This window comes from Streptomyces hygroscopicus subsp. hygroscopicus, from assembly GCF_030269125.1.
Lineage (GTDB): Bacteria > Actinomycetota > Actinomycetes > Streptomycetales > Streptomycetaceae > Streptomyces > Streptomyces hygroscopicus_C.
Genome location: NZ_BSSM01000017.1, coordinates 152872 through 176046, shown reverse-complemented (window position 1 = coordinate 176046; position 23175 = coordinate 152872). Strand labels below are relative to the sequence as shown.

Sequence of the window (23175 nt, the reverse complement as noted above, 5' to 3'; positions counted from 1 at the left end):
TCTCCCGACCCCTTACAGCTTCATCAGGCTGGCGTCGTCGACCGAGGCCGAGTGGCGGGCACGGAACAGCGACACGATGATCGCGAGGCCCACCACGACCTCCGCGGCGGCGACGACCATCGTGAAGAAGGCGATGACCTGGCCGTCCAGGTTGCCGTGCAGCCGGGAGAAGGTGACGAACGCCAGGTTGCAGGCGTTCAGCATCAGCTCGACGCACATGAAGACCACGATGGCGTTGCGCCGGATCAGCACGCCGGTGGCGCCGATCGTGAACAACAGACCCGCGAGATACAGGTAGTTGACCGGGTTCACTTCGACGCCTCCTCGGGCCGCTTGAACGTCTCCGGTGCGATCGGCGCCCGCTCCAGGCGCTCCTTGGAGCGCTGTTCCAGCGCCCGCAGATCGTTGATGGCCTCCGTGGACACGTCCCGGATCTGGCCGCGTTCACGCAGCGTCTTGCTGACGGTCAGCTCGGAGGGGGTGCCGTCGGGGAGCAGGCCCGCGACGTCCACCGCGTTGTGCCGGGCGTAGACACCCGGGGCGGGCAGCGGCGGCACGTACGTGCCCTCGCGGACGCGCTGTTCGGCCAGCTCGCGCTGGGTCCTGGCGCGCTCGGTGCGCTCGCGGTGGGTGAGCACCATGGCGCCGACGGCGGCCGTGATCAGCAGGGCGCCGGTGATCTCGAAGGCGAAGACGTACTTGGTGAAGATCAGGGCGGCGAGGCCCTCCACATTGCCGTTCGCGTTCGCCTGGCCGGTGCCGGTGAAGTCCTTCAGGGAGGCGTTGGCGATCCCGGCGAGCAGCAGCACGCCGAAGCCGACCCCGCACAGCAGGGCCAGCCAGCGCTGGCCCTTGATGGTCTCCTTCAGCGAGTCCGCGGCCGTGACGCCGACGAGCATCACCACGAACAGGAACAGCATCATGATCGCGCCGGTGTAGACGACGATCTGCACGATGCCCAGGAAGTAGGCGCCGTTGGCGAGGTAGAAGACCGCCAGGACGATCATGGTCCCGGCGAGGCTGAGGGCGCTGTGCACGGCCTTCCTCATGAGGACGGTGCACAGGGCGCCGATCACCGCGACGGTGCCGAGGACCCAGAACTGGAAGGCCTCACCGGTGGAGGTCGTGTAGGCGGCGAGCTGCGCGCTCATGCGTCCACCTCCCGGTCCTCTTCCTTCTCCCCCTTGGAGACGGCGACCTGGCGGACCGTGCCGGGGGCGGCCTGCGTGACCAGGCCCCGGTAGTAGTCCTCCTCGGTGGTGCCGGGGAAGATGGAGTGCGGCGTGTCGACCATGCCCTCTTCGAGGCCGGCCAGCAGCTGCTCCTTGGTGTAGATGAGGTTGGCGCGGCTGGAGTCGGCCAGTTCGAACTCGTTGGTCATCGTGAGCGCGCGCGTGGGGCACGCCTCGATGCACAGGCCGCACAGGATGCAGCGGGCGTAGTTGATCTGGTAGACGCGGCCGTAGCGCTCGCCCGGCGAGTAGCGTTCCTCGTCGGTGTTGTCGGCGCCCTCCACATAGATGGCGTCGGCGGGGCAGGCCCAGGCGCACAGCTCGCAGCCGACGCACTTCTCCAGGCCGTCCGGATGGCGGTTGAGCTGGTGCCGTCCGTGGAAGCGCGGAGCGGTGGTCTTCTTCTGCTCCGGGTACTGCTCGGTCAACCGCTTCTTGAACATGGCCTTGAAGGTCACGCCGAAGCCGGCCACGGGGTTCTGGAAACCGGGCTTGGTCTCCTTGGGCTCCTCAGCCATCGGACGCCTCCTTTCCATCCGTAGATCCCTGCGACGATCCGTCACCGACAGTGTCGGTCCCACCACTGACAATCAGCTCCCGCTCCCGGCGCGGGCGGCGCCGGGGCACCGGCGGCAGCTCCTGTCCGGGCAGCGGCGGCACCGGGAACCCGCCCGCCATCGGGTCGAACCCGCCCTGCTCGGCCGCCGGTTGCCCGGCCGGCCGCGCCTTCTCGCGGAAGATGTCGGCGACGAAGGAGATCAGCAGCAGGGCGAGCACACCGCCGCCCACGTAGAGGGCGATGTCGGCGAAGTCGTAGTGCTCGTTGCGCAGTGCCCGCACGGACGCCACGAGCATCAGCCAGGTCACCGAGACCGGGATGAGGACCTTCCAGCCGAGCTTCATCAGCTGGTCGTAGCGGACGCGGGGCAGGGTGCCGCGCAGCCAGATGAAGAAGAACAGCAGCAGCTGCACCTTGATGACGAACCAGAGCATCGGCCACCAGCCGTGGTTGGCGCCCGCCCAGAAGGTGCTGATCGGCCAGGGGGCCCGCCAGCCGCCGAGGAAGAGGGTGGTGGAGACGGCGGAGACCGTCACCATGTTCACGTACTCGGCGAGCATGAACATCGCGAACTTGATGGACGAGTACTCGGTGTTGAAGCCGCCCACCAGGTCGCCCTCGGACTCCGGCATGTCGAAGGGGGCGCGGTTGGTCTCGCCGACCATGGTGACGATGTAGAGGAGGAAGGAGACCGGCAGCAGCAGGATGTACCAGCGGTCGTGCTGCTGGGCCACGATGGTCGACGTCGACATCGACCCCGAGTAGAGGAACACCGAGGCGAACGCGGCGCCCATGGCGATCTCGTAGGAGATCATCTGCGCGCAGGAGCGCAGCCCGCCGAGGAGCGGGTACGTCGATCCGGAACTCCAGCCGGCGAGGACGATGCCGTAGATGCCGACCGAGGCGACCGCGAGGATGTAGAGCATCGCGATCGGCAGGTCGGTGAGCTGCATCGTCGTACGGGTGCCGAAGATGGAGATCTCGTGGTCGGCCGGGCCGAACGGGATCACCGCGATCGCCATGAAGGCCGGGATGGCCGCCACGATCGGTGCGAGGACGTAGACGACCTTGTCCGCGCGGCGGACGATCAGGTCCTCCTTGAGCATCAGTTTCACGCCGTCGGCGAGCGACTGGAGCATGCCCCAGGGTCCGTGCCGGTTGGGCCCGATGCGCAGCTGCATCCAGGCGACGACCTTGCGCTCCCAGACGATGGAGAACAGCACGGTCACCATCAGGAAGGCGAAGCAGAAGACGGCCTTGACGACGACCAGCCACCAGGGGTCGCGGCCGAACATCGAGAGGTCTTCAACGGCGAGGTACGGGCTCATGCCTCCACCTCCTTGGGGGCCGTCTCGGCGGGGGACGCCGGGCCGATGCGGACGAGGTCGCCGGGCTGTGCGCCGGTGTCGGAGGCGACGCCGCCGCCGACGGAGTTCAGCGGGAGCCAGACCACGCGGTCGGGCATCTCGGTGATCTGGAGCGGGAGTTCGACGGTTCCGGCGGGCCCGGTGACGGCGAGGGGAGCGCCGTCCTCGACGCCCGCCTCGGCGGCCGTGGCGGCCGACAGGCGGGCGCGGGCGGCGTGCCGGGTGCCGGCCAGCGCCTCGTCGCCCTCCTGGAGGACGCCCTGGTCGAGCAGCAGCCGGTGGCCCGCGAGCACGGCCTCCCCGACGGCCGGCCGGGGCACGGCACCCGGCGCCTCCCGGGGTTCGGCGGCGTACGGGCCGTCCCAGGGGCCGAGCCGGTCGATCTCCGCGCGGATGGTGCGCAGGTCCGGCAGGCCGAGGTGGACGTCCATCGCGTCGGCCAGCATGTGCAGCACGCGCGCGTCGGTCGGGGCCAGGCGGCGCGTCATCTGGTCCGGCTTGAGCGCTGCCTCGAAGAAGCGCACCCTGCCCTCCCAGTCGAGGAGGGTCCCGGCCTTCTCGGCGACCGCGGCGACCGGCAGGACGACGTCGGCGCGTTCGGTGACCTCGCTGGGCCGCAGTTCCAGCGAGACCAGGAAGCCGACCCGGTCCAGCGCCTCGCGGGCGCGGGCCGGGTCGGGCAGGTCGGCGACCTCGACGCCCGCGACCACCAGGGCCGCGAGGGCGCCGTCCGCGGCAGCCTCGACGATCCGCCCGGTGTCGCGGCCGTAGCCCGGCGGCAGCTCGGACAGGCCCCAGGCGGCGGCCACCTCGTCGCGGGCACGCGGGTCGGTCGCGGGACGGCCGCCCGGCAGCAGCGCGGGCAGCGCGCCGGCCTCCAGGGCGCCGCGCTCCCCGGCCCGGCGCGGGATCCACACCAGCCGGGCGCCGGTCGCGGCGGCGGCCCGTACCGCGGCGGTGAACCCGCCGGGGACCGAGGCCAGCCGCTCCCCCACGACGATGACGGCGCCCTCGCCGCGCAGCGCCTCGGCGGCCCGCGTGCCGGGCGCCTCCAGGCCGACCCCGCTCGCGAGCGCGTCCAGCCACTCGGTCTCGGTGCCGGGCGCGGCCGGCAGCAGGGTGCCGCCCGCCTTCTGAAGACCCCGGGTCGCGTGCGTGGCCAGCGCGAACACCAGCTGCTTGTGGTTCCGCCACGCCTTGCGCAGCCGCAGGAAGACGCCGGGCGCCTCCTCCTCCGACTCGAATCCGACGAGCAGCACGGCGGGCGCCTTCTCCAGGGAGGTGTAGGTGACCCCCGTACCGTCGAGATCCCGGCCGCGACCCGCGACCCGGGAGGCGAGGAAGGCCGCCTCCTCCGCGCTGTGCACGCGGGCGCGGAAATCGATGTCGTTCGTGCCGAGGGCCACCCGCGCGAACTTGCTGTACGCGTAGGCGTCCTCGACGGTGAGCCGGCCGCCGGTCAGGACGCCGGCCCGGGAGCGGGCCGCGGTCAGGCCGCGCGCGGCGGCCTCCAGCGCCTCCGGCCAGGAGGCGGGTTCCAGGGTCCCGTCCGCGCCCCGCACCAGCGGGGTGTCGAGGCGGTCCTTGAGCTGCGCGTAACGGAACGCGAAGCGCCCCTTGTCGCAGATCCACTCCTCGTTGACCTCGGGGTCGTTGGCGGCGAGCCGCCGCATGACCTTGCCGCGCCGGTGGTCGGTGCGGGTGGCGCAGCCGCCCGCGCAGTGCTCGCACACCGACGGCGAGGAGACCAGGTCGAACGGGCGGGAGCGGAAGCGGTACGCCGCCGAGGTGAGCGCCCCGACCGGGCAGATCTGGATGGTGTTCCCGGAGAAGTACGACTCGAACGGGTCGCCCTCGCCGGTGCCGACCTGCTGGAGCGCGCCCCTCTCGATCAGCTCGATCATGGGGTCGCCCGCGATCTGGTTGGAGAAGCGGGTGCAGCGGGCGCACAGCACACAGCGCTCGCGGTCCAGCAGCACCTGGCTGGAGATCGCGACCGGCTTCTCGTAGGTGCGCTTGCGGCCCTCGAAGCGGGACTCGGCGTTGCCGTGCGACATGGCCTGGTTCTGCAGCGGGCACTCGCCGCCCTTGTCGCAGACCGGGCAGTCCAGCGGGTGGTTGATGAGCAGCAGCTCCATCACACCGTGCTGGGCCTTCTCGGCGACCGGCGAGGTCAGCTGGGTGCGCACCACCATGCCGTCGGTGCAGGTGATGGTGCAGGAGGCCATGGGCTTGCGCTGGCCCTCGACCTCCACGATGCACTGCCGGCAGGCGCCGGCCGGGGCGAGCAGCGGGTGGTCGCAGAAGCGGGGGATCTCGATGCCGAGCTGTTCGGCGGCCCGGATGACCAGGGTGCCCTTGGGCACGCTGATCCCGATGCCGTCGATCGTCAGCGTGACGAGGTCTTCCGGCGGGAGGGCCGCCTCTCCGCCACCCGCGGGAGCGTTGGTGGTCACGGTCATGCGTTCACCTCCGGGCGGTCCGCCCAGGCCGTCGACTTGGCCGGGTCGAAGGGGCAGCCCCGGCCCGTGATGTGCTGCTCGTACTCCTCGCGGAAGTACTTCAGCGAGGAGAAGATCGGGGAGGCCGCGCCGTCGCCGAGGGCGCAGAAGGACTTGCCGTTGATGTTGTCGGCGATGTCCGCGAGCTTGTCGAGGTCGGACCTGGCGCCCTTGCCGGCCTCGATGTCCCGCAGCAACTGCACGAGCCAGTACGTCCCTTCACGGCACGGGGTGCACTTGCCGCAGGACTCGTGGGCGTAGAACTCCGTCCAGCGGGTGACCGCGCGGACCACGCAGGTGGTCTCGTCGAAGCACTGCAGGGCCTTGGTGCCGAGCATGGAGCCCGCGGCGCCGACGCCCTCGTAGTCGAGGGGCACGTCGAGGTGTTCCGCGGTGAACATCGGCGTGGAGGAGCCGCCCGGCGTCCAGAACTTCAGCCGGTGGCCGGGGCGCATCCCGCCGCTCATCTCCAGCAGCTGGCGCAGGGTGATGCCGAGCGGGGCCTCGTACTGGCCGGGGCTCGCGACATGGCCGCTGAGCGAGTAGAGCGTGAAGCCCGGGGACTTCTCGCTGCCCATCGACCTGAACCATTCCTTCCCGTTCTTCAGGATCGCGGGAACCGAGGCGATGGACTCGACGTTGTTCACCACGGTGGGGCAGGCGTAGAGCCCTTCGACGGCGGGGAAGGGGGGACGCAGCCGCGGTTGGCCGCGGCGGCCTTCGAGCGAGTCGAGCAGCGCGGTCTCCTCGCCGCAGATGTACGCGCCGGCGCCGGCGTGCACGGTGAGGTCGAGGTCCATTCCGCTGCCGAGGATGTTCTGGCCGAGGTAGCCCGCCGCGTGGGCCTCGCGCACGGCCTCGTGCAGCCGCCTCAGCACGGGGACCACTTCTCCCCGCAGGTAGATGAAGGCGTGCGAGGACCGGATGGCGTAGCACGCGATCACGATGCCCTCGATGAGGCTGTGCGGGTTCGCGTACAGGAGCGGGATGTCCTTGCAGGTGCCCGGCTCGGACTCGTCGGCGTTGACCACGAGATAGTGCGGTTTGCCGTCGCCCTGCGGGATGAACTGCCACTTCATCCCGGTCGGGAAGCCTGCGCCGCCGCGGCCGCGCAGGCCGGATTCCTTGACGTAGGCGATCAGGTCGTCGGGCGACATGGCGAGCGCCTTGCGGAGCCCCTCGTACCCTTCGTGCCGACGGTAGACGTCCAGGGACCAGGAGCGGTCCTCGTCCCAGAAGGCCGACAGCACGGGGGCGAGCAGCTTCTCCGGGCTGGAGTCCTTGAGTTCGGCTGCCACGCTCATCACTCCCCCTCCTCTTCGGCCTGGCGGGAGGACGGCCCGTCCTGGGGTTCCTGGCCGCGGGGATGGACCACGCGCGCGGGTGCGGGCTCGCCCTTGGCCAGGCGCAGGCCCACCAGCGAGGCGGGTCCGGCGCTGCCGCCCTCCTCGACGGCCCCGGGCCGCTCGTCCGGGAAGCCGGCCAGGATCCGGGCGGTCTCCTTGAAGGTGCACAGCCGGGCGCCGCGGGTGGGCTGTACGGCCCGTCCGGCGCGCAGGTCGTCCACCAGATCCCGGGCGCTGGCCGGCGTCTGGTTGTCGAAGAACTCCCAGTTGACCATCACGACGGGCGCGAAGTCGCAGGCCGCGTTGCACTCGATGTGCTCCAGGGTGACCCGGCCGTCGTCGGTGGTCTCCCCGTTGCCGACGCCCAGGTGCTCTTGGAGCGTCTCGAAGATCGCGTCGCCGCCCATCACCGCGCACAGCGTGTTGGTGCACACCCCGACCTGGTAGTCGCCGGAGGGGCGGCGCCGGTACATGGTGTAGAAGGTGGCCACCGCGGTGACCTCGGCCGTGGTCAGGCCGAGCGTCTCCGCGCAGAACCGCATTCCGGTGCGCGTGACGTGGCCCTCCTCGGCCTGCACGAGGTGGAGCAGCGGCAGCAGCGCGGAGCGGGAGTCGGGGTAGCGCGCGATGACCTCGCGCGCGTCCGCCTCCAGGCGCTCCCGTACGTCGTCCGGGTAGGCGGGCGCGGGCGGCTCGGGCATGCCGAGGCTGACGCCGTGCTCCGAAGAAGAGGTGGTCACCGGTCGACGCCTCCCATCACGGGGTCGATGGACGCGACGGCGACGATCACGTCGGCGACCTGGCCGCCCTCGCACATCGCCGCCATGGCCTGGAGATTGGTGAAGGACGGGTCGCGGAAGTGGACCCGGTAGGGGCGGGTGCCGCCGTCGGACACGACGTGCACGCCCAGTTCGCCCTTGGGGGACTCGACGGCCGCGTACGCCTGGCCGGGCGGGACCCGGAAGCCCTCGGTGACCAGCTTGAAGTGGTGGATCAGGGCCTCCATGGAGGTGCCCATGATCTTCTTGATGTGGTCGAGGGAGTTGCCGAGTCCGTCCGGGCCGAGGGCCAGCTGGGCGGGCCAGGCGATCTTCTTGTCGGCGACCATGACCGGTCCGGGCGCCAGCCGGTCCAGGCACTGCTCGATGATCCCGAGGGACTGGCGCATCTCCTCCAGGCGGATCAGGAAGCGGCCGTAGGCGTCGCAGCTGTCGGCGGTCGGGACCTCGAAGTCGTAGGTCTCGTAGCCGCAGTACGGCTGGGTCTTGCGCAGGTCGTGCGGCAGGCCGGTGGCGCGCAGGATCGGGCCGGTGGCGCCGAGGGCCATGCAGCCGGCCAGGTCGAGATAGCCGATGTCGCCCATGCGGGCCTTGAAGATGGGGTTCCCGGTGGCGAGCTTGTCGTACTCCGGGAGGTTTCGGCGCATCTTCTTGACGAACTCGCGGATCTGGTCGACCGCGCCGGGCGGCAGGTCCTGGGCGAGGCCGCCGGGGCGGATGTACGCGTGGTTCATCCGCAGGCCGGTGATCAGCTCGTAGAGGTCGAGAATCATTTCACGATCACGGAAGCCGTAGATCATGATCGTGGTCGCGCCCAGTTCCATGCCGCCGGTGGCGATGCACACCAGGTGGGAGGAGAGCCGGTTCAGCTCCATCAGGAGGACCCGGATGATCTTGGCGCGCTCGGTGACGTCGTCCTCGATGCCGAGGAGTTTCTCGACGGCGAGACAGTAGGCGGTCTCGTTGAAGAAGGACGTCAGGTAGTCCATGCGCGTGACGAAGGTCGTGCCCTGCGTCCACGTGCGGTATTCGAGGTTCTTCTCGATGCCGGTGTGCAGGTAGCCGATGCCGCAGCGGGCCTCGGTGACCGTCTCGCCCTCGATCTCCAGGATGAGCCGGAGCACCCCGTGGGTGGAGGGGTGCTGGGGCCCCATGTTGACGACGATGCGCTCGTCGTCGGCGCGGGCCGCGGACTGGACGACCTCGTCCCAGTCGCCACCGGTGACCGTGTAGACGGTGCCCTCGGTGGTTTCCCGGGAGGCTGCTGACTGGGTGCTGCTCACGAGTACGACCTCCGCTGGTCCGGAGCCGGGATCTGGGCGCCCTTGTACTCGACGGGGATGCCGCCGAGCGGGTAGTCCTTGCGCTGCGGGTGGCCCTGCCAGTCGTCCGGCATCATGATCCGCGTGAGGGCCGGGTGGCCGTCGAAGACGATTCCGAAGAAGTCGTAGGTCTCGCGCTCGTGCCAGTCGTTGGTGGGGTACACGGAGACGAGGGACGGGATGCGCGGGTCGGCGTCGGGGGCGCTGACCTCCAGCCGGATCAGCCGGTTGTGGGTGATCGAGCGCAGGTGGTAGACGGCGTGCAGCTCGCGGCCCTTGTCGTGCGGGTAGTGCACACCGCTGACGCCGGTGCACAGTTCGAAGCGCAGGGCGGGGTCGTCGCGCAGGGTGCGGGCGACGCGGAGCAGGTGCTCGCGCTCGATGTGGAAGGTGAGCTCGCCGCGGTCGACCACCGTCTTCTCGATGGCGTTGTCCGGCAGCAGGCCCTGTTCCTCCAGGGCGCCCTCCAGCTCGTCGGCGACCTCGTCGAACCATCCCCCGTAGGGCCGGTTCGCCGGTCCGGGCAGGCGGATCGAGCGGACCAGGCCGCCGTAGCCGGAGGTGTCCCCGCCGTTGTCGGCGCCGAACATGCCGCGCTGGACGCGGATCTCCTCACCGCCCTGGCCGCGCTGGCCGGGGAGGTTGGAGGCGGAGAGGTCCTTCTCGGGGTTCACCCCGTTCGCTCCGCCGCCGTGGGTGCCGTTGGCGTCGCTCACCGCAGCAGCCCCTTCATCTCGATGGTGGGCAGGGCCTTGAGCGCCGCCTCCTCCGCCTCGCGGGCCGCTTCCTCCGCGTTCACGCCGAGCTTGGAGGACTGGATCTTCTGGTGGAGCTTGAGGATCGCGTCCATCAGCATCTCGGGGCGGGGCGGGCAGCCGGGGAGGTAGATGTCGACCGGGACGATGTGGTCGACGCCCTGGACGATCGCGTAGTTGTTGAACATGCCGCCGGAGGAGGCGCAGACGCCCATGGAGATCACCCACTTGGGGTTCGGCATCTGGTCGTAGACCTGCCGCAGTACCGGCGCCATCTTCTGGCTGACCCGGCCGGCCACGATCATCAGGTCCGCCTGGCGCGGCGAGCCGCGGAACACCTCCATGCCGAAGCGCGCGAGGTCGTAACGGCCGGCGCCGGTGGTCATCATCTCGATGGCACAACAGGCCAGGCCGAAGGTGGCCGGGAAGACGGATGCCTTGCGCACCCAGCCCGCGGCCTGTTCGACGGTGGTCAGCAGGAAGCCGCTCGGCAGCTTTTCTTCGAGTCCCATGTCTTATAAGGCCCCTCAGTCCCATTCCAGGCCGCCGCGCCGCCATACGTACGCGTACGCGACGAAGACGGTGAGCACGAAGAGCAGCATCTCCACGAGCCCGAAAAGCCCCAGGGCGTCGAAGGTGACGGCCCAGGGGTAGAGGAAGACGATCTCGATGTCGAAGACGATGAAGAGCATCGCCGTCAGGTAGTACTTGATGGGGAAGCGCCCGCCGCCGGCCGGCGTGGGGGTCGGCTCGATACCGCACTCGTAGGCTTCGAGCTTGGCGCGGTTGTACCGCTTCGGACCGATCAGCGTGGCCATGACCACGGAGAAGATCGCAAAGCCTGCCCCGAGGGCTCCCAGTACGAGGATGGGCGCATACGCGTTCACCGCTCCTCGCTCCTCTCAGTCGGCACTGACTGCTGGCGGTTCGCTGGGCTCACATCCGCCCCACCGGCCCCACGAACCCCGCTCGTCCCGGCGAAGATCGAGAACATGTGAAGCAGGTCACAAGCCCAACTGCCTCGCATCTTATGCCCGCCGATCTGTGATCTGCGACACGGGGTATTCCACAAGCTTTGTGATCTCCACCACCTGACGAAGGATCATGAAGTCGGATGATGGGTGATCTTCATACGCGAAGCGTTCAGTTGATCACCAGAAGTGACATTCCCGCCCGTCACCGCAGGCCGGGGGCGGCGTCTCAATATCAAGAGAGTTCGCTTGCATGCAAATTGGCGTTGGACACTCGATCTTGATAGTGGATCCCGTTCACACGTCAGAGGGAGACAGGAGGTGCGGTGTGGACGGGAGGGGAAGCGCGTGCGCGCGTTCACGAACTCCGCACGCGCGGGACGCCGGCCCTCGCGCGACCGTTCCGTGACCTCGGTCACAGTCACAGCAGCCTCTCAGGAACCGAGCTTGGCCAACCACCCCAACCGGTGGTAAGCGTGGGGCAATTCGGACGTAATGATCAAAGACCGTGATCAAGGGCTTGATCACGGGCGTCCGCAATGTCCGTTACGGCGTCAATAAAGGACGACACGCCCGAGGTTTGAGGTCTCGATTGGGCAACTGTGGCGCAGCACACGTTTCTTGAAGATACGGAGGAGCCCCTGATACCGGTTGTTCCCATGTCCCACACCGCTCACATACGCAGCCACCGGAAGCCCCGCCGCAGCGCGTCGTCCCTCGCGATGCGGGCCGGAGTTGCCGGTGGCGTCCTCAGCACCCTGGCCGTCGCCGGGTCCGCCGGTTCGGCCAGCGCCGCCGAGCCGGTGACGCAGACCCTCGAACTTCCCACCCTGACGGCCGACCTGGCCGCCCAGGCGGCCCAGTCCGCGGACGCCACGCAGCAGGCCGCGGCGAACTACCAGCTCCAGGCCGAGCGCGACGCGGCCGCCGCGAAGGCCGCGAAGCAGGCCAAGGCGGACCTCGCCGAGGCCAAGAAGAAGGCCGCCGAGGCCAAGAAGAAGGCCGAGGAGGCCGCCCGCAAGGCGGCCGCCGAGCGCGCCTCCCGCAGCACGGCCCGTACGACCCTCTCGGCGAGCGCCTCCACCGGCTCCACCACCACGAGCACGAGCACCAGCTCCTCCACGGCCACCGGTTCCGCCGCGGCCGTCGTCAGCTTCGTCAAGTCGCAGCTGGGCAAGGCGTACGTCTCCGGCGCCACCGGCCCCTCCGCGTACGACTGCTCGGGCCTCGTGCAGACCGCCTTCAAGCAGGTCGGCGTGAGCCTGCCGCGCGTCTCCCAGGACCAGTCGACCGCCGGTACCCAGGTCTCGCTGAGCAACCTCCAGCCGGGCGACATCCTGTACTGGGGCAGCGCGGGCAGCGCGTACCACGTGGCGGTGTACGTGGGCGGCGGCATGTTCGTCGGCGCGCAGAACCCGTCGGACGGCGTCGCGGAGCACCCGCTGTCGTACGACCAGCCGACCGGTGCCGTGCGGGTGCTCTGAGGCATCCCGACCGTTTCGCGTACTTGAGGCGCTTCGCGCGCCTTGTGCGGGGCCGCAGCCGCTCGGGGGCAGCGGCCCCGCGGCGTTCCCTGGCATGCTCGGGGCTCGGCCGCCGCACGGCGGCCGTCCACGAGTGAAGGAGAAGACGCGATGCCACGCGTGTTCGTTCAGGGCGCCCCTGTCGCCGAGTTCCCCCGGTACGCCCCCGAGGCCGGGCGCGGAGCGGTGCGCCGGATCACCGAGGTCGGCGAGGCGGTGCTGCACAAGCCGTGCCGGGACGTCACGGAGTTCGGGCCCGACCTCGCGGCGCTCATCGACGACATGTTCCGCACGATGTACGTCGCCGAGGGGGCGGGACTCGCGGCGAATCAGATCGGGGTCGATCTGCGCCTTTTCGTGTACGACTGCCCCGATGACGACGGAAACCGGCATGTCGGACACATCGTCAACCCCGTACTGGAATCGCCCCTCGGCGGCCGGCGGCTGCTGGACGAGGGCGAGGGGTGTCTCTCGGTGCCGGGCGCGGTGATGGCCGTGCCGCGGCCGGACCGGGCCGTCGTGCGCGGGCAGGACCGGGACGGCGACCCCGTGGAGATCGAGGGCACCGGCTACTTCGCGCGCTGCCTCGCCCACGAGACGGATCACACGGACGGGTACATCTACCTCGACCGGTTGACCAAGCGGGAGAAGAAGGACGCGCTGCGGCAGATGGCGGACCGGCGGGAGGAGGTGTACGCCCGCAGGTCCGCCAAGGAGGCCGCGTTCGGCGCCTGATCAGGCCTTCGGGGTCACCTTCGTCAGGCCGTTGATGATCCGGTCCATCGCGTCGCCGCCCGTGGGGTCGGTCAGGTTGGCCAGGAGCTTCAGGGTGAACTTCATCAGGACCGGGTGGGTCAGGCCGCGCTGGGTGGCGATCTGCATGACCTTGGGGTTGCCGATGAGCTTCACGAAGGCGCGGCCGAGGTTGTAGTAGCCGCCGTAGGTGTCCTTGAGGACGCGCGGGTAGCGCTGCAGTGCGATCTCGCGCTGCGCAGGCGTCGCCCGCGCGTGCGCCTGGACGACGACGTCGGCGGCGATCCGGCCGGACTCCATGGCGTAGGCGATGCCCTCGCCGTTGAAGGGGTTCACCAGGCCGCCGGCGTCACCGACCAGCAGCAGCCCGCGGGTGTAGTGGGGCTGGCGGTTGAAGGCCATCGGCAGCGCGGCGCCGCGGATCGGGCCGGTCATGTTCTCGGGGGTGTAGCCCCAGTCCTCGGGCATGGACGCGCACCATGCCTTGAGGATCTCCCGCCAGTCCAGTTCCTTGAAGGCGGCGGAGGTGTTGAGGACGCCGAGGCCGACGTTGGACGTGCCGTCGCCCATGCCGAAGATCCAGCCGTAGCCGGGCAGCAGCCGCTCCTGGGGGCCGCGCCGGTCCCACAGCTCCAGCCAGGACTCCAGGTAGTCGTCGTCGTGGCGGGGCGAGGTGAAGTACGTGCGCACCGCGACGCCCATCGGCCGGTCCTCGCGGCGGTGCAGGCCCATCGCCAGCGACAGCCGGGTGGAGTTGCCGTCGGCCGCGACGACGAGCGGCGCGTGGTAGCGGACCTCGCGTTTCTCCTCGCCGAGCTTGGCGGTCACACCGGTGATGCGGCCGGTGCGCTCGTCGACGATCGGCCCGGAGACGTTGCAGCGCTCGTACAGCCGCGCGCCCGCCTTCTGGGCGTTTCGGGCCAGGATCTCGTCGAAGTCGTCGCGCTTGCGCACGAGTCCGTAGTTCGGGTAGGCCGCGAGGTCCGGCCAGTCCAGCTGGAGGCGGGAGCCGCCGCCGATGATGCGCAGACCCTTGTTGCGCAGCCAGCCGGCCTCCTCGGAGACGTCGATGCCCATGGCGACGAGCTGCTTGACCGCGCGGGGCGTGAGGCCGTCACCGCACACCTTCTCGCGCGGGAACTCCGTCTTCTCCAGGAGCAGGACGTCGAGACCGGCCTTGGCCAGGTGGTACGCGGTCGCGGAGCCGGCTGGCCCCGCGCCCACGACGATCACATCGGCGGAGTGGTCGGAGAGGGGCTCGGTCACGGCGGGATCTCCCCAAGTTCGAAATCTGCGTGCCGACCGGCACTGGACATGGGCAGTCTATTCAGCGGAATAGATCACCCGGCTGAAGGGCTGCCCTGTGAACCGACCTCTCCCCGCGCTGCGGCTGCGTGTTCCCACCCATGAGGACGCCCTCGCCTGGCACCGGGTCTTCGCCGATCCCGAGGTGATGGAGTTCCACGGCGGCAAGCCCGCCGGGATGTCGGTGTACGAGGAACTGACCGCGCGCCAGCGGCGGCACGACGCGGAACTCGGCTTCTGCCTCTGGACGATCCTGGACGAGTCCGACGAGGTCCTCGGCTTCACCGGCGCCCAGCCCTGGCGTCCCGAGTGGGGCCCGGTCGGCGCGATCGAGATCGGCTGGCGGCTCGGCCGTGCGCACTGGGGCAAGGGGTACGTCACCGCCGCCGCGCGCGAGACCCTGCGGCGCGTACGGGAGGCGGGGGTGCCGGAGGTGGTGGCGATGGTACGGCCGGGCAACGAGCGGTCCATCGCGGTGACCCGGCGCCTGGGCATGCGTCCCGCGGAGACCTATCCGCACCCGGTCCTGGACGAGGAGGCGCTCTGCTTCCGACTGGCGCTCGACTCTTCTAACGGTGACGCGGAGTAGCCGTCTGTCACAGTACGACACCGGCTCCTTCCGGCCGGGACGCACCGGGGCTACCCTGCCAGTACCGCTGGGGGTGACATCTGTGCACGCAACACCCAAAACACCCGAAGTACGTGTGCCACGGCTGGTCGGTCTGATGGCCGTGGACGCGCGAGAGAGCGCTCGGGCCCGGGGCCTTCTCCTGGCCGCGCCGGACCGCCCCGACTTCCAACGGGCGGTGGTGGACTACGTCGTACGCCAGTACCCGCAGCCCGGCGCGGCGGTCCCGGTGGACTCGATGGTGTACGTGTGGTTCGACTTCGCGGAGGGGGAGGGCGGCGGGGGCGTACGCGAACCGCGCGTCCCCCGGCCGCCGACGGGCGGGCTCCCTCGGGAACTGGGGGAACCGGGGGACGCGTTCGAGATGATCGGCCGCTGAGAGTCAGTCCTTGAAGCCGCGGTGCAGGGCGACCACGCCACCGGTGAGGTTGCGCCAGGCCACCCTGGACCAGCCCGCCTTGCCGAGCCGTTCGGCGAGGCCGGGCTGGTCCGGCCAGGCGCGGATGGACTCGGCGAGGTAGACGTACGCGTCCGGGTTCGAGGACACGGCGCGCGCGACCGGGGGCAGGGCGCGCATCAGGTACTCGGTGTAGACGGTCCGGAAGGGCGTCCAGGTCGGGTGCGAGAACTCGCAGATCACGACGCGCCCGCCGGGCCTGGTGACGCGGTACATCTCGCGCAGCGCGGCATCGGTGTCCTGCACGTTGCGCAGGCCGAAGGAGATCGTCACGGCGTCGAAGGTGTCGTCCTTGAACGGCAGCTTCGTCGCGTCGCCCGCCGTGAACGGCAGCCAGGTGTGACGCTTCTTGCCGACCTGGAGCATGCCGAGCGAGAAGTCGCAGGGCACGACGTACGCGCCGGTGCGGGCGAAGGGGAGGGAGGAGGTGGCGGTGCCGGCGGCGAGGTCCAGGATCTTCTGCGCGGGGCGGGCGTCGACGGCCTGGGCCACTTCCTTGCGCCAGCGGCGGTCCTGTCCCAGGGACAGCACGTCGTTGGTCAGGTCGTACCGTTCCGCCACGTTGTCGAACATCGAGGCGACTTCGTGCGGCTGCTTGTCCAGGGATGCGCGGGTCACCCGGCCATTGTCGCAGCCCGGTCCCGGCGGGCGGCTCCGGGTCGGGCGTGTCCGGGTCCTCGCCGGTCGCCGGGAGGACCGGCGTCAGCGGCGCCGGTACAGCAGCCGGCCCCCGATCACCGTCGCCACGCACGTCGACGCCCCGCGCTCGGCGAGTTCCGACGCGTCGGACACGTCGAAGACGGCGAAGCGGGCGGCGGAACCCGGCTCACGCGGCGACGGCACCTCCGGGGGCAGCCCGCACGCGAGGGGGTCCAGGGAGGGCACCCCGCCGGGACGGCCCGTGCGGCTCACCAGGTCCAGCCCGGTGCGCCGTACCGCGTCCACGACGGCTGGCCTGCGCAGGGCCTCGCACGCCACCGCCACCGTCCCGTGCGCCAGCATCCGCTGCACCCCGCGCCGGGCACTCCCGCCCCACCGGACGTCGTCCAACGCCAGGGCGGCGAGCGCGTCGCCCGTCAGCGGTCCGGTGCCCAGCTCCCCGGCCTCCCGGGGGTCCGGGTGGTACGTCTCCTCCAGCAGCTCCGTGCCGTGGAGGTTGACGAAGCCGGGCGTCAGGATGCCCGGCCACCGCCGCACCCGTGCCCGCGGATACGCGTCGGCCAGCTCCCGGACATCGCCCGCGGCCACCACCCGAGCGCCCTCGACGGCGAGCGCGTGCCCCGTGGAGTCCGCGTGGATCGTCAGCACGGCGCGCTCAGTTGGCGGAGAGCAGCTTCAGCTCGGGGTGCGCGGTGCCGCCCTCGATCGCCGTGGAGGAGATGTGGGAGACCACGCGGTCGTCGACGGGGTCGTCGGCCGGGTCGTCGTGCACGACGAGGTGCTCGTACGTCGTCGCACGCTGCGCGGGCACCCGCCCCGCCTTGCGGATGAGGTCGATGATCTCCAGCCGGTTGGACCGGTGCTTGGCGCCGGCCGAGGAGACCACGTTCTCCTCCAGCATGATCGAGCCGAGGTCGTCCGCGCCGTAGTGCAGGGACAGCTGGCCGACTTCCTTGCCCGTGGTGAGCCAGGAGCCCTGGATGTGCCGGACGTTGTCGAGGAACAGCCGGGCGATGGCGATCATCCGCAGGTACTCGAAGAGGGTCGCCTGGGTACGGCCCTTGAGGTGGTTGTTCTCGGGCTGGTACGTGTACGGGATGAACGCGCGGAAGCCGCCCGTGCGGTCCTGCACGTCACGGATCATCCGCAGGTGCTCGATGCGCTCGGCGTTGGTCTCGCCCGTGCCCATCAGCATGGTGGAGGTGGACTCCACGCCCAGGTTGTGCGCCGTCTCCATGATCTCCAGCCAGCGCTCGCCGCTCTCCTTGAGCGGGGCGATGGCCTTGCGCGGCCGCTCGGGCAGCAGCTCGGCGCCGGCGCCGGCGAAGGAGTCGAGACCGGCGGCGTGGATCCGGGTGATGGCCTCCTCGACCGACACCCCGCTGATCCGGGCCATGTGCTCGACCTCGGACGCGCCCAGCGAGTGGATCACCAGCTGGGGGAAGGCGTCCTTGATGGCCTTGAAGTGCCGCTCGTAGTACTCGACGCCGTAGTCCGGGTGGTGGCCGCCCTGGAACATGATCTGGGTGCCGCCCAGCTCGACGGTCTCCGCGCAGCGGCGCAGGATGTCGTCCAGGTCGCGGGTCCAGCCCTTGTCCGTGTCCTTGGGCGCCGCGTAGAAGGCGCAGAACCTGCACGCCGTGACACACACGTTCGTGTAGTTGATGTTGCGCTCGATGATGTACGTCGCGATGTGCTCGATGCCGGCGTACTGACGGCGGCGTACGGCGTCGGCGGCCGCGCCCAGCGCGTGCAGCGGGGCGTCGCGGTAGAGGGCGACGGCCTCTTCCGGGGTGATCCGCCCGCCGGCGGCGGCACGGTCGAGGACGGACTGGAGGTCGGCCTTCTCGGTCACCGGGGGGCCCTTTCGTAAGGGGTACGGACGGACCGGACCAGCCTACGACAGCGCCGTATACGCGCCGATCAGCACCCCGGCGAGCGTCCCTCCCAACAGGAACGGCCCGAAGGCGATCCCCGCCCTCCGCCGGGCCCGCCGCACCGCGACGAGCGCACCGCCGTACAGCGCCCCGGCAAGGACCGCGGCGAAGGTCCCCAGCAGTACGGCACTCCACCCGTACCACCCGAGCACGGCCCCCATCCCCAGGGCCAGCTTCGCGTCCCCGAGCCCCATCCCGTCCGGGTTCACCAGATGCAGCACGGCGTACCCGACCCCGAGCGCGCACGCCCCGCCCCACGCGGTGGACCAGTGCCCGGCGTGTCCGGGGAGCAGCGAGGCGAGGCCCAGCAGCGCGAGGGCGGCGGCGGCGAGCGGCAGCGTCAGCACGTCGGGCAGCCGCCGCACCCGGACGTCGACCACGCCCAGCAGCACGCCCACCGGCGCGAGCAGCAGCCAGACCGGCAGCTCGGGCCTCGGGCCGGTCGCCGCGGCGAGGGCGGCGCACAGGAGGGCGGTGACGGCGGAGAGAGGAGCGAAGGGCGCGCCCTGCCGCGCGCACTCCCCGCAGTCCACCGGTCCGAGCCATCCCCGCAGTACGTGTTCCCCCGGGCATCGGACGCGCCACGCCTCCCCCACCGGCACGGCGAACCGGTAGGCGGCCCTGGGCAGCAGCGCTCCCGCCACCGCACCCCACAGCGCGGCGGCGGCCCACAGCGGCACGTCACCCATCCCGGCTCGACACGTACACGGGCCGGGAACCGGTCGGGGCTGGGATCCTGCGTCGCGCCATGACAGCTGTCCTGGGTCGGATGAGCGGGAGAAGTCGTGCTCGGGACGCTGAGAGACTACAGAGATCCCGGGGCGGCGGACGGCCGATCCCGTCACGTCCGTGACGATCCGAAGGCCGGCGGCGAGGGCGTGGCGCGCGCTTCGGAACACTTCTTCGATGGATGGGTCGTGAGAACGAGGGAGCCGTTGTCCGGAGGAGCCGTGGCCGTGGCACTGGCCGCGCCGGCGGTGACCACGGGCTGGGGAGGTCCCGGCGGTGGCACGGACCCCACGTCGGTGGTGAGGAAGGCGCAGTCGCTCGCGCCGGAGACGCTCGACGCGGTCCGGCCCACCGCCGGATCGGCCGCCACGTCGGTCGAGGGCGGCGGTGGGGAGAAGTGTCCCGGACTCGACGGTGGCCCCGGTCGGGGGAAGACTCCCCAGGTCGCACTGGTGGGTCGGCGTGGGTGTGCAGAACGAGTCGTCCATGTTCATGAGCACCGGTTCGGGATGCCTCCCCATGTCCTGCGACCCGGGGTCCGACGGCGCGGACGAGTAGCCGTCACCCGACCGGCCGACGAGTCCTAACCGGCCTTCGTCAGCACCGCCACCGGGTTGCCCTGTGTCTCGCTGTCCGAGGTGTACGTCAGGTCGCCGTAGGTGGGCGTCAGCTCCACCACGTGGGTCGCGGGGTCGCAGCCGTCGTGGCCGGCCGAGGTGGCGGTGAGCCGGGAGGCGGTGGCCCGTCTCAGTGTGAGGACGTCGGTACAGACCCTGCCCCGCTGGTCCGTCCGTCTCAGACGGCCCAACTCCGCACCCACCGCGGCCTGGTGGACGGTGAGCCGGTAAGTGCCGAGGTGCCGGCCGCCGTCCAGGGCGGTGGCCTGGCCCTCCCACGTCCCGAGATAGCGGGCCGGTATCGCGCCGGGGCCCTTGGTCCCACCTCCGGCGGAGCCCCCCTGGGGAGGGTCCGTGGAGGTGCCGCTGGGCTGGGGCGCGGAGTCGCCGGGGGGTGTCGCGCCCGGAGTCGCCGAACTCGCCGCGGGGTTGGGCGCGCCGCCCGCCTCGCTGGTGTGGCCGCCGGACCACGGGCGCAGCAGGGCGCCCACCCCGACCGTCGCCACGGCCAGCGCACCGGCGACCGCGAGCGCCACCGTGCAGCTGATCCGGCGCCCGCCGCCGGTGTCCGGGGGTGACGCGCTCGCCGCCACGCTCACCGAAAGCTTCCCGGGCCGCGCGCCGTCCCCGTCCCGGGGCGCGGGCACGACGGTCGGCGTGCCGGGCGGCGCGGGGGCGTGGGCGGGCGGGGCAGGGAAGCCGGGGACGTGGGCAGGCGGGACCGGGAACCCGGACGCGGGGGCCGGCGGGGCCGGGAAGCCGGAACCCGAGCCCGACGCGGCCGGGAAACCAGAGGCGGAAGCCGGCTCGGCCGGAGACCCGGACCCGGCAGTCGGCACAGCCGGGAATCCGGACGCGGGCGGGAGCCTCCGCGCGGGCGTCGAGGGAGCGGGCCCCATCACCGGCGCCGGCCCGAACTCACCCGTCACGGCATCCGCGTCCCACCCCGGGCCCTCACCCGGCACGGCACCCGCACCCGCACCCGCACCCGGAATCGGACTCTGAGCCGGAGCCGGAGCCGGAGCCGGAATCGGACTCGGACTCGGAATCGGACCCACCCCGGTCCCCTCCACCGACGGCCCGTCGAAAGCGACCGGTCCCGAGTGGACCGTCTCCGCCGTGTCCAGGTTGAGCAGCTGGACCGCACTCCGGCTGACCTGCTCCACCAGGGGGCCCGGCAGCCAGCCCCCGGCTATCGAGCGGGCCGCGCCGTCGGGAGCGAGTCGGCGGCTCACCTCCGCCGGAGCCGGGCGGGCCGACGGGTCCTTCGCGAGGCACGCTTCCGCGACCGCCCGCAACTCGCCGCCCAGCGCTCCCAGTTCCGGCTCCTCGTGCACCACCTTGTACAGCAGCGCCGCCGACGAGTTCCCCGGGAACGGCGACTCCCCGGTCGCCGCGTACGTCAGTACCGCGCCCAGCGAGAAGACGTCCGCAGCCCCGGTCGCGCTCTTGCCGAGGATCTGTTCCGGGGCCATGTACCCCGGCGAGCCGACCGACGCGCCGGTCGCGGTCAGGGACGCCGTGCCGTCCGTGGCCCGTGCGATGCCGAAGTCGATCAGGAGGGGACCGTCCAGGGTGAGCAGCACGTTGGACGGCTTGACGTCGCGGTGGACCAGGCCCAGGGCGTGGACGGCTGCCAGCGCCTCGGCGAGGCCGGCGGCGAGGGCTCGTACCGTGTGCTCGGGCAGCGGACCGGTGCCGGTGACGGCCGAGGCGAGGGAGGGTCCCGCCGCGTAGGCGGTGGCGACCCAGGGCACCGGGGCGTCGGGGTCCGCGTCCAGCACCGGCGCGGTCCAGGCGCCGCCGACCCGGCGCGCGGCCTCCACCTCGCGGCGGAAGCGGGCACGGAACTCCTCGTCCAGCGCGAAGTGCGGGTGCACGATCTTGACGGCGACCGTGCGGCCCCCCGCGCTGCGACCGAGGTAGACCCGCCCCATCCCGCCGGCCCCGAGCCGCCCGAGCAGCCGGTACGGCCCGATGGTCACCGGTTCGTCGTCGGCGAGCGGCCGCATGCCCGGCCCGCCGCGCCCGGACCCGCCACCCGACCCGGCCACCGGCCCGAACCCCGCACCGGACCCCGAGCCGGACCCCGAGCCGTCACCCGTCCCGAACACGGACCCGCCACCCGGCCCGAACCCCGCACCGGACCCCGTCCCGGACCCCGAGCCGTCGCCCGTCCCGGACCCGAACGCGGACCCGGGCCCCGGCCCGGAACCCGGCCTGTCACCGGGGCCGCGGACCGCGCCGTCCGGACCGTCCCGCCCATCCGGACCACCCGACCCCGCCGGCCGCCCGTTCGGGCCACCCGGTCCCGCCGGCCGTCCGGCAGGACCGCCGGGCCCGGCCGGCCGTCCCGGCTCCCCCGCGCCGCCCGCGTCCCCCGCGGCACCCGGATCGCCCGCCCGCACGGCCTGCCCCTCTCCCCCGTCCGCCAAGCCCCGGTCCCGCGACCCCGGCCCGAGTCCCCGTCGATCCCGGTCCCGGTCCGTATCCGACTCCCGGTCCCGGCTCCGTCCTCAGGGCAGGCCCCGGTCTCGGTCCCGCCCCCGAGCGAAGCCCTTGAGCGAGGTCCGCCCCTGAGCGAGGTCCGCCCCTGAGCGAAGTCCCCGTCCCCAGCGGGGTCCCGGTCCCGATCCCCCGCAGCGTAGTGATTACGGCTGGAGCAGATCCACCTTCACGTCCGCCGGGAAGCCCGTCGTCGGGCCGACCCGGCGGGCGAACTCGGCGACCGCGGCCAGCTGCGGCTCGCCGAAGCTGAAGTCGAGGGTGGTGAAGTACCTGGCGAGGGTCTCCGCGTCGAAGGCCTCCCAGTGGGCCGCCTGCTCGGCGACCTTGTCGACCTCTTCGAGGGAGATCTTCTTGGACTCCAGGAAGGCCTGGTGCACCTGGTGGGTGATGAGCGGTTCGCGCTCCAGGTAGTCCCGCCGGGCCGCCCACACCGCGAAGACGAACGGCAGACCGGTCCACTCCTTCCACAGCGCGCCCAGGTCGTGCACGGCGAGACCGTAGCGCGGGCCGTCGTGCAGGTTGGCGCGCAGGGCCGCGTCGCCGATCAGCACGGCGGCCTCGGCCTCCTGCATCATCAGGCTGAGGTCGGGCGGGCACGTGTAGTACTCGGGCCGGACGCCGTACCGCTCGGCCAGCAGGAGCTGCGCGAGGCGGACCGAGGTGCGGGAGGTCGAGCCGAGGGCGACCTTGGCGCCGTCCAGCCGCTCCAGCGGGACCTGCGAGACGATCACGCAGGACATCACCGGACCGTCGCAGCCGACCGCGATGTCCGGGAAGGCGACCAGATCGTCCGAGTTCTTCAGGTACTCGACCAGGGTGACCGGGGCGACGTCGAGCTCCCCTTGGATCAGCCGCTCGCTGAGCTTCTCCGGCGTGTCCTTGGTCAGCTGGAAGTCGAGGAGGGTGCCGGTTCTCGCGAGCCCCCAGTAGAGGGGCAGGCAGTTCAGGAACTGGATGTGGCCGACGCGCGGCCGGGTGCGAGAAATGTCCACATCGCGGGACTCTAGCCCTCGGCTGGTACGGTGCTTGGACCGGCCCCGCCGTCAAACGGGTTACCGACTTTCAAACATCCGGGTGAAGTGATCTTGCCCTCTATTGCTTTCGGCTGCCCGCATGCTAGGCTCGCCGCAAGTTGCAGTTTGGTTTCCCTTGCAGTACAGAGCCTGCGGAGCATGTGACCGCGGGCTCTCGTCGTTTTCAGACGAATGCAGTGGTGCAGCACGTTT

Annotated in this window: 22 protein-coding genes; 4 read left to right on the top strand and 18 right to left on the bottom strand. The window is 71.4% G+C overall.

Going from position 1 to position 23175, the window contains the following annotated elements; genetic code table 11:
• Positions 1-12: 12 nt before the first annotated feature.
• Genes nuoK through QSK45_RS31165 form a run of 11 tightly spaced genes read right to left on the bottom strand, consistent with a single transcriptional unit; the run spans position 13 to position 10748 of the window.
• Positions 13-312: an NADH-quinone oxidoreductase subunit NuoK gene (nuoK, locus tag QSK45_RS31215; protein ID WP_285562241.1), complete on the bottom strand. Its 300-nt coding sequence runs from the start codon at positions 310-312 to the stop codon at positions 13-15.
• Complete coding sequence (locus QSK45_RS31210) at positions 309-1151, bottom strand: NADH-quinone oxidoreductase subunit J (RefSeq protein WP_285562240.1); 843 nt, start codon at positions 1149-1151, stop codon at positions 309-311. Before QSK45_RS31210 ends, nuoK begins: the two co-directional genes overlap by 4 nt.
• Positions 1148-1750 (bottom strand): NADH-quinone oxidoreductase subunit NuoI, encoded by a 603-nt coding sequence (nuoI, locus tag QSK45_RS31205; RefSeq protein ID WP_285562239.1) that lies wholly within the window; start codon positions 1748-1750, stop codon positions 1148-1150. The genes QSK45_RS31210 and nuoI overlap by 4 nt, the downstream gene beginning before the upstream one ends.
• Complete coding sequence (gene nuoH, locus QSK45_RS31200) at positions 1743-3119, bottom strand: NADH-quinone oxidoreductase subunit NuoH (RefSeq protein ID WP_285562238.1); 1377 nt, start codon at positions 3117-3119, stop codon at positions 1743-1745. Before nuoH ends, nuoI begins: the two co-directional genes overlap by 8 nt.
• Entirely contained in the window at positions 3116-5620 is a 2505-nt protein-coding gene (locus tag QSK45_RS31195) for an NADH-quinone oxidoreductase subunit G (protein WP_285562237.1), read from the bottom strand. The genes nuoH and QSK45_RS31195 overlap by 4 nt, the downstream gene beginning before the upstream one ends.
• A complete protein-coding gene (nuoF, locus tag QSK45_RS31190; protein WP_285562236.1) occupies positions 5617-6966 on the bottom strand; it encodes an NADH-quinone oxidoreductase subunit NuoF in 1350 nt (449 codons plus the stop codon). Before nuoF ends, QSK45_RS31195 begins: the two co-directional genes overlap by 4 nt.
• Positions 6963-7745: an NADH-quinone oxidoreductase subunit NuoE gene (gene nuoE / locus QSK45_RS31185; protein WP_490993641.1), complete on the bottom strand. Its 783-nt coding sequence runs from the start codon at positions 7743-7745 to the stop codon at positions 6963-6965. The genes nuoF and nuoE overlap by 4 nt, the downstream gene beginning before the upstream one ends.
• Complete coding sequence (locus QSK45_RS31180; RefSeq protein WP_285562235.1) at positions 7742-9067, bottom strand: NADH-quinone oxidoreductase subunit D; 1326 nt, start codon at positions 9065-9067, stop codon at positions 7742-7744. The genes nuoE and QSK45_RS31180 overlap by 4 nt, the downstream gene beginning before the upstream one ends.
• On the bottom strand, positions 9064-9822 hold the full coding sequence (locus QSK45_RS31175; RefSeq protein WP_285562234.1) for an NADH-quinone oxidoreductase subunit C: 759 nt from the start codon (positions 9820-9822) through the stop codon (positions 9064-9066). Before QSK45_RS31175 ends, QSK45_RS31180 begins: the two co-directional genes overlap by 4 nt.
• Positions 9819-10373: a NuoB/complex I 20 kDa subunit family protein gene (locus QSK45_RS31170; protein ID WP_007383964.1), complete on the bottom strand. Its 555-nt coding sequence runs from the start codon at positions 10371-10373 to the stop codon at positions 9819-9821. The genes QSK45_RS31175 and QSK45_RS31170 overlap by 4 nt, the downstream gene beginning before the upstream one ends.
• 15 nt (positions 10374-10388) lie before the next feature.
• Positions 10389-10748, bottom strand: a complete 360-nt coding sequence (locus QSK45_RS31165; protein WP_030494815.1) for an NADH-quinone oxidoreductase subunit A — start codon at positions 10746-10748, stop codon at positions 10389-10391.
• Positions 10749-11491: 743 nt separating this feature from the next.
• On the opposite strand from QSK45_RS31165, the gene QSK45_RS31160 reads away from it, so the two are divergent.
• Positions 11492-12316 carry a C40 family peptidase gene (locus QSK45_RS31160; RefSeq protein WP_285562233.1) on the top strand — a complete coding sequence of 275 codons (825 nt, stop codon included), beginning with the start codon at positions 11492-11494 and terminating at the stop codon, positions 12314-12316.
• A 150-nt stretch (positions 12317-12466) separates the two neighbouring features.
• A complete protein-coding gene (gene def / locus QSK45_RS31155) occupies positions 12467-13090 on the top strand; it encodes a peptide deformylase (protein WP_285562232.1) in 624 nt (207 codons plus the stop codon).
• Here def and QSK45_RS31150 read toward each other — a convergent pair whose 3' ends face one another.
• Entirely contained in the window at positions 13091-14374 is a 1284-nt protein-coding gene (locus tag QSK45_RS31150; RefSeq protein ID WP_285562231.1) for a geranylgeranyl reductase family protein, read from the bottom strand.
• 97 nt (positions 14375-14471) lie between these two features.
• Here QSK45_RS31150 and QSK45_RS31145 point away from each other — a divergent pair, with 97 nt between their 5' ends.
• On the top strand, positions 14472-15002 hold the full coding sequence (locus QSK45_RS31145) for a GNAT family N-acetyltransferase (protein WP_285562230.1): 531 nt from the start codon (positions 14472-14474) through the stop codon (positions 15000-15002).
• An 82-nt stretch (positions 15003-15084) separates the two neighbouring features.
• A complete protein-coding gene (locus QSK45_RS31140; RefSeq protein WP_285562229.1) occupies positions 15085-15420 on the top strand; it encodes a PASTA domain-containing protein in 336 nt (111 codons plus the stop codon).
• Between the two features lie 3 nt (positions 15421-15423).
• Here QSK45_RS31140 and QSK45_RS31135 read toward each other — a convergent pair whose 3' ends face one another.
• The 6 genes from QSK45_RS31135 to QSK45_RS31110 form a co-directional block, all read right to left on the bottom strand.
• On the bottom strand, positions 15424-16116 hold the full coding sequence (locus QSK45_RS31135) for a demethylmenaquinone methyltransferase (RefSeq protein WP_285562228.1): 693 nt from the start codon (positions 16114-16116) through the stop codon (positions 15424-15426).
• Positions 16117-16200: 84 nt separating this feature from the next.
• Positions 16201-16806: a hypothetical protein gene (locus QSK45_RS31130; protein ID WP_285562227.1), complete on the bottom strand. Its 606-nt coding sequence runs from the start codon at positions 16804-16806 to the stop codon at positions 16201-16203.
• A 7-nt stretch (positions 16807-16813) separates the two neighbouring features.
• Positions 16814-18013, bottom strand: coding sequence for a cyclic dehypoxanthinyl futalosine synthase (gene mqnC, locus QSK45_RS31125; RefSeq protein WP_285562226.1), 1200 nt, complete (start codon positions 18011-18013; stop codon positions 16814-16816).
• Positions 18014-18055: 42 nt separating this feature from the next.
• The gene (locus QSK45_RS31120) at positions 18056-18784 is read right to left on the bottom strand and encodes a prepilin peptidase (protein ID WP_285562225.1); all 729 of its coding nucleotides are present in this window, start codon (positions 18782-18784) and stop codon (positions 18056-18058) included.
• A gap of 623 nt (positions 18785-19407) precedes the next feature.
• Positions 19408-21453, bottom strand: coding sequence for a serine/threonine-protein kinase (locus tag QSK45_RS31115; RefSeq protein WP_285562224.1), 2046 nt, complete (start codon positions 21451-21453; stop codon positions 19408-19410).
• 639 nt (positions 21454-22092) lie between these two features.
• Positions 22093-22941, bottom strand: a complete 849-nt coding sequence (locus QSK45_RS31110; protein ID WP_285562223.1) for a menaquinone biosynthetic enzyme MqnA/MqnD family protein — start codon at positions 22939-22941, stop codon at positions 22093-22095.
• Between the last annotated feature and the right edge of the window lie 234 nt (positions 22942-23175).

Coding starts and splice junctions, on each gene's coding strand:
- QSK45_RS31120 (WP_285562225.1), bottom strand. CDS start 18,784: ATGGGTGACGTGCCGCTGTGGGCCGCCGCCGCGCTGTGGGGTGCGGTG.
- QSK45_RS31210 (WP_285562240.1), bottom strand. CDS start 1,151: ATGAGCGCGCAGCTCGCCGCCTACACGACCTCCACCGGTGAGGCCTTC.
- QSK45_RS31115 (WP_285562224.1), bottom strand. CDS start 21,453: ATGCGGCCGCTCGCCGACGACGAACCGGTGACCATCGGGCCGTACCGG.
- def (WP_285562232.1), top strand. CDS start 12,467: ATGCCACGCGTGTTCGTTCAGGGCGCCCCTGTCGCCGAGTTCCCCCGG.
- nuoI (WP_285562239.1), bottom strand. CDS start 1,750: ATGGCTGAGGAGCCCAAGGAGACCAAGCCCGGTTTCCAGAACCCCGTG.
- QSK45_RS31160 (WP_285562233.1), top strand. CDS start 11,492: ATGTCCCACACCGCTCACATACGCAGCCACCGGAAGCCCCGCCGCAGC.
- QSK45_RS31170 (WP_007383964.1), bottom strand. CDS start 10,373: ATGGGACTCGAAGAAAAGCTGCCGAGCGGCTTCCTGCTGACCACCGTC.
- nuoH (WP_285562238.1), bottom strand. CDS start 3,119: ATGAGCCCGTACCTCGCCGTTGAAGACCTCTCGATGTTCGGCCGCGAC.
- QSK45_RS31195 (WP_285562237.1), bottom strand. CDS start 5,620: ATGACCGTGACCACCAACGCTCCCGCGGGTGGCGGAGAGGCGGCCCTC.